Here is a 13,561-nt window from a genome sequence, read left to right as displayed (position 1 = left end):
TACACAGAAACGAACCACTACAGATGCCAAGAGCATACAGAGGGGAGTAAGAAAAATGAATACTGCTGAACTATTAGTTAAATGTCTGGAAAATGAAGGAGTCGAATACATTTTCGGGCTTCCTGGCGAAGAAAATCTAGACATATTGGAAGCCCTAAAAACCTCTTCGATTAAATTTATTACTACCCGCCACGAACAAGGTGCTGCCTTCATGGCGGATCTCTACGGACGCCTGACCGGAAAAGCCGGAGTGTGCCTCTCCACGCTGGGACCAGGTGCCACCAACCTGATGACTGGCGTTGCCGATGCGAACCTTGATGGTGCGCCACTAGTGGCAATTACCGGACAGGTGGGCACAGACCGGATGCACATCGAATCCCACCAATATCTGGATTTGGTGGCGATGTTTGAGCCAGTCACCAAATGGAATACTCAAATTGTTCGTCCCAGCAACACACCGGAGATTATCCGCAAAGCGTTTAAAATTGCTCAGAGCGAAAAACCAGGGGCAGTTCACATCGATTTGCCGGAAAACATTGCCGAAATGACAGCCGCTGGCAAGCCCCTACACAAGAATTGTGGGGAAAAAACCTTTGCTGCCTTCCATAGCCTTGAACAGGCATCTGAAGCCATTTCTCAGGCAAAAAATCCTTTGATTATGGTGGGAAATGGGGCGATTCGTGCCGACGCTAGCCTAGCACTGACCGAATTTGCCACAAAGATGAATATTCCCGTAGTGAATACCTTCATGGGCAAAGGGGTCATTCCCTACACCCATCCCCTCGCCTTGTGGGCGGTGGGATTGCAACAGCGAGACCACATCAGTTGTGCTTTTGACAAAACGGATCTGGTAATTGCAATTGGTTACGACTTGATTGAATATTCTCCCAAAAAGTGGAATCCCCTCGGAGAAATTCCGATTATCCACATTGGGGATACGCCAGCAGAAATTGATAGCAGCTATATTCCCCTCGTGGAAGTTGTGGGGGATATTTCCGACTCGCTACGGGAAATCTTAGACCGAGCTGACCGCCAAGGCAAACCCGATCCTTATGCCTTGCAATTACGGGCAGATATCCGGGCGGATTATGAAGAGTATGCCAATGATGATGGGTTTCCGATTAAGCCGCAGAAAATAATTTATGACTTGCGGCAAGTTATGGGGCCAGAAGATATTGTGATTTCAGATGTCGGGGCGCACAAAATGTGGATCGCCCGTCACTATCACTGCGATCGCCCGAATACCTGCATCATCTCCAATGGCTTTGCTGCAATGGGTATCGCCATTCCAGGTGCCTTAGCCGCCAAGTTAGTGTATCCCCAGAAAAAAGTCATTGCTGTCACTGGCGATGGTGGCTTTATGATGAATTGCCAGGAATTAGAAACTGCCCTTCGCGTCGGCACTGCCTTTGTCACCTTAATCTTTAATGATGGGGGCTATGGCTTGATTGAGTGGAAGCAACACAATCACTTTGGCGAATCTGCGTTTGTCCACTTTAGCAATCCCGATTTTGTCAAATTGGCAGAAAGTATGGGGCTGAAGGGGTATCGGGTTGAATCCGCAGCGGATCTGATTCCGACATTGAAAACTGCCCTAGAACAGGACGTTCCCTCGGTAATTGATTGTCCAGTAGATTACCGCGAAAACTTCCGCCTCACGCAAAAGGCTGGCGATTTGAGTTGCAAGATTTGGGAATAGTCATGAGTCATGAGTGATTAGTCATTAGTCATCAGTCGGTTGTCAATGACCGATGACTAATGAACAATGACCAATGACCAATCATGAATGACCCATGAAAATCGCTACTTGGAACGTCAATTCGATTCGCAGCCGCTTAGAACAGGTGGTGCAGTGGTTGCAGGATAATCCGGTCGATGTCCTCTGCCTGCAAGAAACGAAAGTAGTCGATAAGGATTTTCCGCGATCGCCCTTTGAGGAATTAGGGCTTCACCTCTACATTTCCGGTCAAAAATCTTATAACGGGGTGGCCCTTCTCAGCCGTGCGCCTCTTGAGGATGTCAGCACCGGGTTTGCCCCAATTTTGGGTAGAGAGGATTTTGACGAACAAAAGCGGGTCATTACTGGCGTTATCGATGGCATTCGCATCGTGAATCTCTATGTGCCCAATGGCTCAGCCGTCGGTAGCGAGAAATACGAATACAAGCTGCTTTGGCTGAAAGCCCTCCGCGAGTACCTGCAAGCAATACTCGAAAAACAACCCAGTTCCCTCTGTATCTGCGGCGATTTCAATATTGCCCCCGAAGACCGAGATATTCACGATCCACTCGGTTATAAGGGTCGGATTATGGCATCCGATCTAGAGCGTCAAGCCTTGAGCAGCATTTTAGAGTTGGGTTTGGCAGATGCCTTTAGAAAATTCACAATAGAAACAGGACACTTCAGCTGGTGGGACTATCGAACTGGGGCGTTTCGACGCAACTGGGGTTGGCGGATTGACCATCACTACTTGACGCCAGACCTTTACGAACGTTCATCCAGCTGCACCATCGATCGCTCCCCCAGAAAATTGCCCAAACCCAGCGACCATACCCCCGTGATTGTAGAATTTTAAATTTTCCAGCATCAATCCCATACCCAAAATTGATTAGGAACTTAAAATCATGTTTTTAGTAACTGGAGCTACAGGCGGACTCGGACGCCGAATTGTGCGGCTGCTGCGGGAGAAGGAAATGCCGGTGCGAGCATTTGTCCGCCTGACATCCCGTTACAGCGAACTGGAACACCGAGGAGCAGAAATCTTTATTGGTGATTTGCAGCGCGATAAAGATATCGAAAAAGCTTGCCAAGGCGTTCAGTACATCATCGCTGCTCACGGCGGTGAGAGCGATGCTCAAGCGTTAGGCTACCGAGCGAATATTGAACTCATTGACCGGGCAAAAGAAGCTGGCGTCCAGCACTTTGTTTTCATTTCGGTACTGGGAGCAGATCGCGGGTACGAAGACGCACCATCCTTTAAGGCGAAGCGGGAAGTAGAAAAGTATCTCCAAGCCAGCGGACTCAATTACACTATCCTGCGTCCTTCAGGTTTTGCCTCTAACCTTTTACCCTTAGCAGAACGATTTCGGGATACTGGGATTTATCTGCTTATCGGCGATCCCAAAAGCCGGACTTCGATTGTGAGTACCGATGACTTAGCGAGGATTGCGATAGACTCCGTCAACGTTGAAGGTGCCCGGAATCAAATTTTCCCTGTGGGAGGTCCAGATATCCTCCAGCGCCAAGATATTCCTCGTATTTTCAGTCGCATCTTCAACCAAGAACCGATCGTGATTAACCCACCACTATTGGTATTTGATGGGGTACGCGGAGCGCTGGGATTGTTAAATCCTCAAGCGTCTAAAGCTTTGGGAACTCTCCGGACGTTACTGGATAATGAATTTTTCTGCACACCCCACGAAGTTGACAATTTGGAGTCAATTTTTGGAATGAAGATGGAATCTCTAGAGACTTTCTTGCGCCGTTACTTGGGTACTTGATTTTGCACCACTAGATGCAAATGTCACTGTTATTCAGACTTGTCTGGTGATTTTAAGGAATCATAAAGGCAACTGCTTGAGACTTTGACTGAGCAACGGTTTGGCTTTGACCATTTAGCTGATAGTGAATGCGAGCGATCGCGTTCTCACCCCGCCGATAAATTTTCGATTTGCATTTGAGGCGATACTCCAATACTTTACTTTCTCCTGGCTTTAGCACTACTTTAGCGGGACGTTCCAATTCTTGAGGAGTTGCATTCATAAGAACTTCCTCAGATTTCGCTGGCACTATTTCTATTTTGCTAATTTCAATCAACTGATTTTTTTTAGATGGATTGGTAAAACTCAGAGAAATATCAGCATAGCTAATTGCGGTTCTCGCTAAAATTTCGTAGGGAAGTAACTTGATTGTCATCGTCATATTCGCTCTTTGAGAATTGCTCCCAATTTGCCTTTCCCTACTTAAACTTTGTAGAGGAGAAGATCGTAGGTTAGTTTTAACGAGCGCGAAATCAAACTCAAACGGCTTGTTGGGTTTCGTTACCTCAAACACTACGGCGCTCAACGGGGGGAACCCTGCTTTTTGTATGGCTCCCCAACCTACCCTGTCTGAAAGCAACTTGGTATGAGTTCCTATCGTTATGCAAGTCACGCAGGTTAGAAAATCCACGAAAGAATTCCTCCCAGGTCGGAATATAGCAAATTTGACTCAAAAGCTCCTCAGAGGTTTCTAACTCCTATGGGGTTGTACATTATTTTGAAAGATGAGAATTAAGCTACTTTACTAAATATATGCTCAGCTAAGCTCGAAGATCCGAGTGTCGCTAAGCTTGAAGATGCTAAGTGAGCGGCACAGCCACAGCGTAACGGAAAAGATGAATTCATCAGCGAAGCGTTAGCATTTAATGAATTTGAAGGAGTATTGAATCCAGGTAGAGTATAAGATTCCGCTCCCCCATAGTTCACATTCCACCCAATATCTTTTAAAGAAGCAATCGTTAATTGACTCAATAACTCAGAGCTTTTTTCAGCAATAGGTGACATTAATTCATTGTCAAAGACATTTTCATCCCAATGACCAAACACGCCTTTTTGAACGGGAACAGCAGTTTGTAAAAATGTACCTTTTAATTCTCCATAAGCCCACCCTGCATAGGTATTAGCACTATATGTCGCATCGGAGACATTAATGAAATCGCGTCCGTAATCTGACCAAAGTGTTCCAATTCCTAGAACGTGACCAAATTCATGCACCATCGTTTCTTGTAAGAAACTTGGATTGTTGTTGTATGTATTTGCCAAGCTCGTGTTAATCGTTGAAGCTCCTGATATCGTCATTTGATTACCAAAAGCATCGGAGGCTAAGGCTTTTGGCCCTGCAAAAGCAAGAAATTCATCTTCACCAAAAGTATCCCCCGTAACATCAATGGTTAGAATTTGGGAATCGCTAAAGGTGCTGTAGGGAATAATTTTTTCCCAAACTTTTGCAGCTTCTGTAATAGCATTGAGAGCTTCTGTACTCAAACTACCCAAGCCTTGACCAAAATTGACTTTGATTGAAAAACTGAGAGGATCGCTGGTAGCAGCAGTAAAGGTAGTCGCCACAGAATAGTTAGCAGCTTGGTTGTTGTAGCTCATTACTTGCAAAAAGTAATTACCAGCACTCAGGAAACGACGGATTGATTCGTTGCTAGTCCCGCGCTCCCATTGCCAACCCAACACTTCGCCTTGATCGATAATGCTGTTGTTGTTGCTGTCTTGAATGAGTCGGACATCGGCATCACCACTCAATGCAGATAAATTAGCGGTAAAGATGCCAGATTGAGCAACATTAAAGCTATAAAAGTCATCGCGATCGCTAGCATTGACTTGTTGGTTGTTTGAGAAAACTGCTAAAGTTTGAGCTTTTGCGGTTCCTAGAGTATTACCGGCATCTAAAGGGTCTGGAATACTTGCGATTTTAGTAGTTAGAGTGTAGCCGCCAGTCGCACCCTTTTCAAAAGTTGTAGCTTGCAGAATATAATCAATTCCCTCAGCAACCGTGAAAGTTAGCTGCGAGTTCGTACCGCTGAAATCATTATTTTCTGCAACAACTGCTCCGGTTCCAGCATTCACCACTTGCAGGTAGGCATTAAAACTAGGCGAATCAAGGTTCACCTGCACCTGCTGACCGGCAACTAAATCGCCTAACACATAGCCATCGTAAAAACTGCCTTCACGAATGGGGTTGCTTGGGTCGCTATTCGCGATCGCGCCGCTAAAGCTTTGGTTTCCACTGATGGGAGACGCTGGTTTGAGGACTCCCAAATTGCTACGAAGAGTATAGTTACCAGTAGCATCTGGTTCATAAGTCGTGGCTCGAACAATGTAATCAATGCCCTGAGCGGCTGTAAAAGTTACTTGAGAGTTCAGACCCTCAAAATCATCGTTGAAGGTAACAACCGCTCCAGTAGAGGCATTTACCACTTGCAGGTAAGCGTCAAATTCTGTGGAGTTTAGTTTCACCTCCACCTGCTCTCCGGCGCTAATGCCAGTCAACAGATAGTCATCCCGAAGGCTACCGCCACGGATGGGGTTTTTCAGGTCGGTGGTGTCAATTGTACCGCCGACCTCACTGACGGTAGAAGCCGCAGCGATCGCGCTACTTTTAAATAGACTTCTTTGCTGTAGCAGATCGCCCAGCCCTCTAAATCCTGACCAGATTCCGGCTATTTTTGAATCAAACTCTAGCGGTGCAAAATTAGCGAAATCTGCACTTAAAAACTGGCGCTCATTTGAGAATTTAAATCCATTTAACATTTGCTTGCTTTCTCCACGATGGAGCATCGTAAGACTGATATATTACCAATTTTAAGTCTTCACAAAATTGTGCAACAACGGGGTAATTCCTTAAATCTAGAGACAGAACATTTTTAAGAATGCTAAGATCGCAAGCGCAATAAATAAAGTTATATTAATTGACTAAACAGTGGTTTTTAAATTATCTGAACGCAACAACTAGCACTTTCTCTCAAGCCATGAATGCAAAAATTGAAGTTGCGCCAATTGCCAATGGTGAGGTAATCGAAATTATTGAATATCTGAGGATTTGCCGCGATATGTCGATGCCAAGCGTATCTAAGGTCTTGCTCACCACATTCACAGTTTTAAATGCACCCAACAATTCAAAAAAGTATCTTATATATAACTCGATCAAAATCTCTCTAAGGGGAGAAGGACAATAGTTTTTCGCGTAAATTTACTTACAATTACAATAACTTACGCCAAAATTCTTAATTTTCGACAATCCATTGCCGGATTCAGTCGATAGAATCACAGCTAGAGTGTCTCTCTGCCCGCTCAAAGCATTTGAGTCAAAATTTTATGCGATCGCCCTTAGCGTCAACACCTGCTCAAGCTCGTCAAACAAGACAGCAACTAGCGAATCCAGAGGATTCTCTTTCCTATGAATTAGGGAAAGCAGTGCAAGAGCTGCCGCCACTGTACACGCGGTTATTGGCAGCAAGCATTAGCTTACTGGTATTTGGGGCGATCGCTTGGGCACACTACAGCCAAGTGGATGAAGTCGCGATCGCTTCCGGCGAACTGATTGCCTCAACGCAAGTGCGACCCCTGCGATCGCTAGGAGGAGGCGCGATCAAAACCGTAAAAGTCAAAGAAGGCGATCGCGTTAAAAAAGGCGATATCCTGATCGAACGCGACCCCGACCTGCCGCAAGCAGAAGTTGACCGCCTCGCCAAATCTACCCAACTGATTCGAGAAGACTTAGGACGACTGGAAGCCGAACGCGCTGGATCGGCAACTGCCGGAACCGCTTTGCAAGACCAGCTCTTAACCGCTCGGCTACAAGATTTTGAAGCAAAAAGAGCTACTGCTGTCGCAGAAGCGAATCGCCAAATTGCGGTGATCGATGAAGCCAAAGTTCGTCTTACCCGTCTGCAAGAAAACCTCGCCAACGCCAAAACCAACCGAGTCAACGCCGAGACCAACCTCGCCAACAGCAAAAGCCTTCTCAACAAAGCGAACAACAGCCTCGCTTTAGCCGAAAAAAGAGAAAAGGCACTCACGACTCTACTGGTTTCCGGTGCTGTCCCTCGACTCGATTACGTTGACGCACAAGAGAGAGTCGTCAGAGCGCAAGCCGAAGTTACTACGGCACAAGATAATATTACGAATGTTCAAAACAAAGTCACGGAAGCTCAGGACAAAATAACCTCCTTGGAAAAAGATATCGCTGCTCAAGGGCAAACTATTCGCCAAGCTGAACAAGCGTATCAATCTGTTCGCAATCAGGCAGACCAATTAAAGTCTGTGCGTCAAAGTGAAATTCTAAGTGAGTTTAACCAGCGCCAAGAAGAACTAACCACTGTTGCTGGTCAGTTGGAGGTAGCGAAAAAGCAGCGAGAAGTAGAAACTATTGAGTCTCCAGTTACGGGGACAGTCTACAGCATCAAAGCAACCAACGGGCCTGTACAAGCGGGAGAGGAGTTGTTATCAATTCTTCCCGAATCCGAAGAATTGTTGGTAGAAGTCAAAGTCCTCAACCGCGATATTGGCTTTATCCGTAAGGGAATGAAGGCAAAAGTCAAAATGGCTACTTTCCCGTTTCAGGAATTTGGCACTGTTGAGGGTGAAGTGGTGCAAGTGAGTCCGAATGCGATCGCTGACAAAGAATTAGGCTTAGTTTTCCCTACCCGAATTCGGCTTAAACAGCATTCACTTCAGGTGCAAAGTCAGAAGGTTGCTTTTACTCCAGGTATGGCGGCAACTGGAGAAATTATTACTCGAAAAAAATCAGTTCTCACTTTTTTAATTGAGCCGGTGACTCGCCGCTTTAGCGAGGCTTTTTCGGTCAGTTCTTAGCTTGGCTTTCTCCATTTGCACCAACAACAGGCAGTGATGAATAAAAATTGGGTATCTAAGAGTTAATAAAAGAAATTAATCGTTATGGGCATAAAAATCCAATTGAGAGTGCTAACGAGCGGGGACACTATCCAATTTCACTTCTAGGAGTAGAGTTAGGAATTTGGCAGGGTGAATATCAAAATGCTACGCTGCCCTGGTTGCGCTGGTGGGATCGAGAAGGAAATCTCTTGTTGACGGGTTACGAACGCGCTGAGCAAGAAAGTCAACGCGCCGAGCGATTAGCAGCACAGTTACGGGCGCTTGGAGTTGAACCGGAAGCTTAAAAACGGACGGAGATACCTATCTAAAAGCCGTGAACACCGATCCTAAGAGTGTAGCCAGTCTACTTACAATGACTGATAGGGACAGCCATAAGTGGGATGAACTGCAAATTTCTGTATGTTATGGGTGTCTCTAGGGTTTATTAATTGAGTAACTCCTTATGCAACCAACCAACCCCAACCAATTTACAGAAAAAGCCTGGGAAGCCATCACTCGCACCCCAGATATTGTTAAATCTGCCCAGCATCAACAAATCGAAAGCGAACACTTGATGAAATCACTGCTGGAGCAAGAAGGACTCGTCAGCAGTATTCTGAACAAAGCGGGCGTAAATGTGTCGCGAGTCAGAGAACGCACCGAAGATTTCATCAAGCGTCAGCCAAAAACTTCCGGCAGTAGCACCTCAGTTTATGTCGGACGTAGCTTAGATTCTCTGCTGGATCGGGCTGAAGCATTTCGCAAAGAGTATGGAGACGATTTTATCTCCATCGAACACATGATGCTGGCTTATCCCAAAGACGATCGCTTTGGTAAGGCTTTGTTTCAAGAATTTAAGCTGGACGAAAACAAGCTAAGAACTATCATCGCCCAAGTTCGCGGGAGCCAAAAAGTGACTGACCAAAATCCAGAAGGCAAGTACGAATCCTTAGAAAAATACGGGCGCGACTTGACAGAATTCGCTCGCCAAGGGAAGTTAGACCCGGTAATTGGGCGCGATGATGAGATTCGCCGCACGATTCAGATTCTGTCGCGCCGCACCAAGAATAACCCGGTGCTGATTGGGGAACCGGGGGTAGGTAAAACAGCGATCGCTGAAGGTTTGGCACAACGAATTGTCAGCGGAGATGTGCCGGAGTCGTTGCGCGATCGCAAACTGATTGCGCTGGATATGGGTGCGTTGATTGCGGGTGCCAAATATCGGGGTGAATTTGAAGAACGCTTAAAAGCGGTTCTTAAGGAAGTCACCGATTCTCAGGGCAGCATTATCATGTTCATCGATGAGATCCACACCGTTGTTGGTGCGGGTGCGACTCAAGGCGCGATGGATGCGGGTAACTTGCTCAAACCGATGCTGGCGCGGGGTGAATTGCGCTGTATCGGTGCAACAACCCTGGATGAATATCGCAAATACATTGAAAAAGATGCCGCGCTAGAGCGTCGTTTCCAACAAGTTTATATCGATCAGCCCAGCGTTGAAGATACGGTTTCGATTCTGCGGGGTTTGAAAGATCGCTACGAAACGCACCATAACGTGAAAATCTCTGATAGTGCGTTAGTGGCAGCGGCTACTTTGTCTACTCGATATATTAGCGATCGCTTCCTTCCAGATAAAGCGATTGACTTGGTAGATGAAGCGGCGGCACGGTTGAAGATGGAAAGTACCTCCAAACCAGAGGAACTCGACGAAATCGACCGCAAAATCCTCCAGTTAGAAATGGAACGGCTATCTCTGCAAAAAGAAAGCGATCCTGCTTCTAGAGAACGGTTACAAAGACTGGAAAAAGAACTTGCCGATCTCAAAGAGGATCAACGAACCCTGAATGCACAGTGGCAAGCTGAAAAAGATGTTCTCGAACGCCGCAAAACCCTGAAAGAAGAAATTGACCGGGTGAATGTGGAAATTCAACAAGCGGAACGAGAATACGATCTTAACCGAGCGGCTGAGCTGAAATTTGGCAAGTTAACCGAGTTGCAACATCAGCTAGAAGAGACAGAAGCCCAACTCGTTCAAACTCAGCATAGTGGTAAGTCACTTTTACGGGAAGAAGTCACCGAGTCCGACATTGCTGAAATCATTTCCAAGTGGACTGGTATCCCCATCAGCAAACTCGTGGAATCGGAGAAAGAAAAACTTCTGCAATTGGAAGATGAACTGCACAAGCGCGTGATTGGGCAAGCCGAAGCGGTGACAGCAGTTGCCGATGCCATCCAGCGGGCGCGTGCTGGTTTAGCCGATCCGAATCGCCCAACGGCTAGTTTCATTTTCCTCGGTCCCACGGGCGTCGGGAAGACAGAACTCGCAAAAGCCTTGGCAGCTTACCTGTTCGATACAGAAGAAGCCCTGGTACGGATCGATATGTCCGAGTATATGGAGAAGCACAGCGTCTCTCGCTTAATTGGTGCGCCTCCCGGCTATGTCGGTTATGACGAAGGCGGACAGCTGACAGAATCCATCCGGCGTCGTCCCTACGCGGTGTTGCTGTTCGACGAAATCGAAAAGGCACACCCGGATGTGTTCAACATCATGCTGCAAATTCTTGATGATGGTCGCGTCACCGATTCTCACGGTCACACCGTAGACTTCAAGAACACGATTATTATCATGACCAGCAATATCGGATCGCAGTTTATCCTAGATGTTGCTAGCGATGAATCCCGTTACGAAGAAATGCGGAGTCGGGTGATGGATGCGATGCGGACGAGTTTCCGTCCGGAGTTCCTGAACCGGATCGACGAGATTATCATCTTCCACGGCTTGAACAAGCAGGAATTGCGGCAGATTGTGCAGTTGCAAGTCAAGCGGCTCGAATCACGGTTGAGCGATCGCAAGATGTCTCTGAAACTTTCCGATGCTTCCCTTTACTTCTTAGCGGAAGTCGGATATGACCCCGTTTATGGAGCGCGTCCGCTCAAGCGTGCGATTCAGCGGGAACTGGAAACGCAAATCGCTAAAGGGATCTTGCGAGGCGAATTCAACGACGGCGACACCATCTTTGTTGATGTGGAAAATGAGCGCCTTGCCTTCAAGCGTCTCCCTGCTGATTTACTAGCCACTCAGTCCAGCTAATTGACGCTCAGTTAACCCTTTCCCAACGAGGGAAGGGGCAATCGATAGGGGAATGGCAGTGCCATTCCCCTACAAAACGTGAATTTTGCCTTTTATTGAATCCACAATCCTAAGGAACCTCACCCCCAACCCCTCTCCGTAAACGGAGAGGGGCGAATATTGAACCCCTGCCCGTTCGCCGAAAGGGCAGGGGTGGGGTGAAACTTTACTACATCTCATAGAGAACTGCTGTAGATAATTCCCCCAATATGAGCTAGCTCAAAGACTTACTTGAACCTTCCTGTCAAAGTGAAGATATCACCACACAGGAGGGTCAAGGAAATGACCAACGCTACCCTCGACTTCCAAACCGCCACCGGACATCAAGTTCTAGCCGCAGCCGGCAAGAAAATGTTGCGACCCGGCGGACGAATTGCGACAGAGCAATTGTTTGAGTGGGCAGACTTCCAAGTAGGTGAGACAGTTCTGGAATTAGCTTCTAGTTTTGGCTACAGCGCGATCGCTCTGGCTCAACGCTACGGCGTGCGGGTGGTCGGCGTAGAGAAAAACCCCGAAAGTGTAGCCCGTGCCCGTGCCAACATTGAGGCGGCAGGGTTAACAGGTCAGGTGGAAATCATTGAGGGCGATGTGTTCCACCTAGATGCTATCTCCGAACAGTTTGATTATGTTTTGGCAGAAGCGATTCTAACCATGCAATCTGTACCGGGGAAAGCCAGGATTTTGGCTGGGGTGCGCGATCGCTTGAAGCCAGGAGGCAAATTTCTTTGCCACGAATTACTCGCCCGTAACCAGGAAGCAGAGATTCATCAAGCTTTAGCACAGGTAATTCGGGTCAATTCTACCCCGTTATCCCAGGCAAATTGGCTGGCTGCTTGTGAAGCTGCCGGACTGCAAGTACAACAGCATCAAACCGGGTCAATGGGTTTGTTGAATCTGCATCGGGTACTTCAAGACGAAGGCGTTATGGATACCCTCCGGATTCTGTGGAATGTTCTGACGCGCCCAGCGCTGCGGAAACGAGTTTTGGCAATGCGCCGTGTCTTCCAGCAATATCAACAGGATTTGGGTTACATCGTCCTACGTGCAAAACGCGCCTAAAAAAGTGAATCAATCATGACTAATACACTGATACCTCATCCATCTTTAGCGATTCAATTGTCAGAAAAGATTGAGTATCCCCAGCAGGGAGTCCTCAGCAAAGTTTTGCTTAAAGATTCCTGCTGTCAATACACGCTGTTGTGTCTAGCCGCAGGTACAAATATTTCGGAACACTCCTCGCCTCGAAATGCAACCGTCCACGTCATTGAAGGGCGAGGGCTATTAACTTTGCAAAGGCAAGAAATAGCACTTGAACCGGGTGGTTTTATCTTCATGCCTGCCAATGCTCCCCACGCTTTGAAAGCCGAAGAAAATCTAGCTTTTCTGCTGACGCTTTCGGAAAATCCCCAACAAAAATAAGTGGCGACTAACTGAGGTAGCTCATAGTCCCACCATCTTCAAACTGCAATACTAATACTCAGTCACCAAGAAATTAACCATGCTGAATACTTTTACTCAACACCTCAACCTATCGACTTCTGAAGTAGAAACGCTACTCTCATTCAGCTTGCAGGATTTGCTCAACTCGCCTGCAATTCAGCAGAAACTAGATAGTTTAAATATCGCGTTGCTGCAACAAACTTTGCCTATAGCAAAGACCGTTTTGGAAGACAAGCTACCGCCTTTTTATGATTGGCTCAAAAACGAGTTAAAGGTGCAGCGCGTCCCAGATGGCCCCGATCATACGACTCAATGGGTGGTTAATTTCCTAAAGCGTCAGGAAAGCCTGATGCGCTTAGTTGAGCTGCATCGTCCCGTTCCCCGTCTCGCTCTAGAACGCTCAACTCCTCGCCTGGTAGGATTATTTGAGGCTGTAGAGGATGCCCAAGTGCGTCAGGAATGGCAAACAGCGATCGCTGCTTTGTGTCTCGTACTTGCAGTTGATGCCCGCGATCGCGATCGAGTTGGCGTTGGCGATCGCTCATTAGTTTCCTAATTTTGTTAAGGGTGGCTGCACTGTAGTCGCCCTCTTTCAGACTTCGCTCTTAC

11 protein-coding genes and 1 pseudogene are annotated in these 13,561 nt (G+C 47.1%); 10 read left to right on the top strand and 2 right to left on the bottom strand.

Features of this window, described 5'->3' with window-relative positions; all coding sequences use genetic code 11:
* Positions 1 to 55: 55 nt before the first annotated feature.
* The 3 genes from NDI44_RS05480 (at position 56) to NDI44_RS05470 (ending at position 3,498) form a co-directional block, all read left to right on the top strand.
* Complete coding sequence (locus tag NDI44_RS05480) at positions 56 to 1,699, top strand: acetolactate synthase large subunit (protein ID WP_190412698.1); 1,644 nt, start codon at positions 56 to 58, stop codon at positions 1,697 to 1,699.
* A gap of 94 nt (positions 1,700 to 1,793) precedes the next feature.
* A complete protein-coding gene (gene xth / locus NDI44_RS05475; RefSeq protein WP_190412697.1) occupies positions 1,794 to 2,573 on the top strand; it encodes an exodeoxyribonuclease III in 780 nt (259 codons plus the stop codon).
* A gap of 49 nt (positions 2,574 to 2,622) precedes the next feature.
* Positions 2,623 to 3,498 (top strand): SDR family oxidoreductase, encoded by an 876-nt coding sequence (locus NDI44_RS05470; protein WP_190412696.1) that lies wholly within the window; start codon positions 2,623 to 2,625, stop codon positions 3,496 to 3,498.
* Between the two features lie 52 nt (positions 3,499 to 3,550).
* On the opposite strand, the gene NDI44_RS05465 is transcribed toward NDI44_RS05470, so the two are convergent.
* Complete coding sequence (locus tag NDI44_RS05465; protein ID WP_190412695.1) at positions 3,551 to 3,913, bottom strand: hypothetical protein; 363 nt, start codon at positions 3,911 to 3,913, stop codon at positions 3,551 to 3,553.
* 356 nt (positions 3,914 to 4,269) lie between these two features.
* Positions 4,270 to 6,297: a pre-peptidase C-terminal domain-containing protein gene (locus NDI44_RS05460; RefSeq protein ID WP_190412694.1), complete on the bottom strand. Its 2,028-nt coding sequence runs from the start codon at positions 6,295 to 6,297 to the stop codon at positions 4,270 to 4,272.
* 158 nt (positions 6,298 to 6,455) lie between these two features.
* On the opposite strand from NDI44_RS05460, the gene NDI44_RS05455 reads away from it, so the two are divergent.
* The 7 genes and pseudogenes from NDI44_RS05455 to NDI44_RS05425 all read left to right on the top strand — a co-directional run bounded on the left by NDI44_RS05455 (position 6,456) and on the right by NDI44_RS05425 (position 13,508).
* Positions 6,456 to 6,722, top strand: coding sequence for a hypothetical protein (locus NDI44_RS05455; protein WP_190412693.1), 267 nt, complete (start codon positions 6,456 to 6,458; stop codon positions 6,720 to 6,722).
* Positions 6,723 to 6,861: 139 nt separating this feature from the next.
* The gene (locus NDI44_RS05450) at positions 6,862 to 8,361 is read left to right on the top strand and encodes an HlyD family efflux transporter periplasmic adaptor subunit (protein ID WP_190412692.1); all 1,500 of its coding nucleotides are present in this window, start codon (positions 6,862 to 6,864) and stop codon (positions 8,359 to 8,361) included.
* A gap of 110 nt (positions 8,362 to 8,471) precedes the next feature.
* Positions 8,472 to 8,687, top strand: a pseudogene (locus NDI44_RS05445) (Uma2 family endonuclease); the annotation flags it as partial.
* Between the two features lie 158 nt (positions 8,688 to 8,845).
* The gene (clpB, locus tag NDI44_RS05440) at positions 8,846 to 11,473 is read left to right on the top strand and encodes an ATP-dependent chaperone ClpB (RefSeq protein ID WP_190412691.1); all 2,628 of its coding nucleotides are present in this window, start codon (positions 8,846 to 8,848) and stop codon (positions 11,471 to 11,473) included.
* 321 nt (positions 11,474 to 11,794) lie between these two features.
* The gene (locus NDI44_RS05435; protein WP_190412690.1) at positions 11,795 to 12,571 is read left to right on the top strand and encodes a class I SAM-dependent methyltransferase; all 777 of its coding nucleotides are present in this window, start codon (positions 11,795 to 11,797) and stop codon (positions 12,569 to 12,571) included.
* Positions 12,572 to 12,586: 15 nt separating this feature from the next.
* Positions 12,587 to 12,931 (top strand): cupin domain-containing protein, encoded by a 345-nt coding sequence (locus NDI44_RS05430; protein WP_190412689.1) that lies wholly within the window; start codon positions 12,587 to 12,589, stop codon positions 12,929 to 12,931.
* 79 nt (positions 12,932 to 13,010) lie between these two features.
* The gene (locus NDI44_RS05425) at positions 13,011 to 13,508 is read left to right on the top strand and encodes a hypothetical protein (protein WP_190412688.1); all 498 of its coding nucleotides are present in this window, start codon (positions 13,011 to 13,013) and stop codon (positions 13,506 to 13,508) included.
* Positions 13,509 to 13,561 lie beyond the last annotated feature (53 nt).

The sequence above is a fragment of the Trichocoleus sp. DQ-A3 genome (assembly GCF_039961975.1).
GTDB lineage: Bacteria > Cyanobacteriota > Cyanobacteriia > Cyanobacteriales > FACHB-T130 > FACHB-T130.
This window is presented reverse-complemented; position numbering and strand designations above follow the sequence as displayed.

What these genes read in the sequence shown, in the direction of transcription:
- NDI44_RS05480 (WP_190412698.1), top strand. Translation starts at nt 56, where the DNA reads ATGAATACTGCTGAACTATTAGTTAAATGTCTGGAAAATGAAGGAGTC.
- xth (WP_190412697.1), top strand. Translation starts at nt 1,794, where the DNA reads ATGAAAATCGCTACTTGGAACGTCAATTCGATTCGCAGCCGCTTAGAA.
- NDI44_RS05470 (WP_190412696.1), top strand. Translation starts at nt 2,623, where the DNA reads ATGTTTTTAGTAACTGGAGCTACAGGCGGACTCGGACGCCGAATTGTG.
- NDI44_RS05465 (WP_190412695.1), bottom strand. Translation starts at nt 3,913, where the DNA reads ATGACAATCAAGTTACTTCCCTACGAAATTTTAGCGAGAACCGCAATT.
- NDI44_RS05460 (WP_190412694.1), bottom strand. Translation starts at nt 6,297, where the DNA reads ATGTTAAATGGATTTAAATTCTCAAATGAGCGCCAGTTTTTAAGTGCA.
- NDI44_RS05450 (WP_190412692.1), top strand. Translation starts at nt 6,862, where the DNA reads ATGCGATCGCCCTTAGCGTCAACACCTGCTCAAGCTCGTCAAACAAGA.
- clpB (WP_190412691.1), top strand. Translation starts at nt 8,846, where the DNA reads ATGCAACCAACCAACCCCAACCAATTTACAGAAAAAGCCTGGGAAGCC.
- NDI44_RS05435 (WP_190412690.1), top strand. Translation starts at nt 11,795, where the DNA reads ATGACCAACGCTACCCTCGACTTCCAAACCGCCACCGGACATCAAGTT.
- NDI44_RS05430 (WP_190412689.1), top strand. Translation starts at nt 12,587, where the DNA reads ATGACTAATACACTGATACCTCATCCATCTTTAGCGATTCAATTGTCA.
- NDI44_RS05425 (WP_190412688.1), top strand. Translation starts at nt 13,011, where the DNA reads ATGCTGAATACTTTTACTCAACACCTCAACCTATCGACTTCTGAAGTA.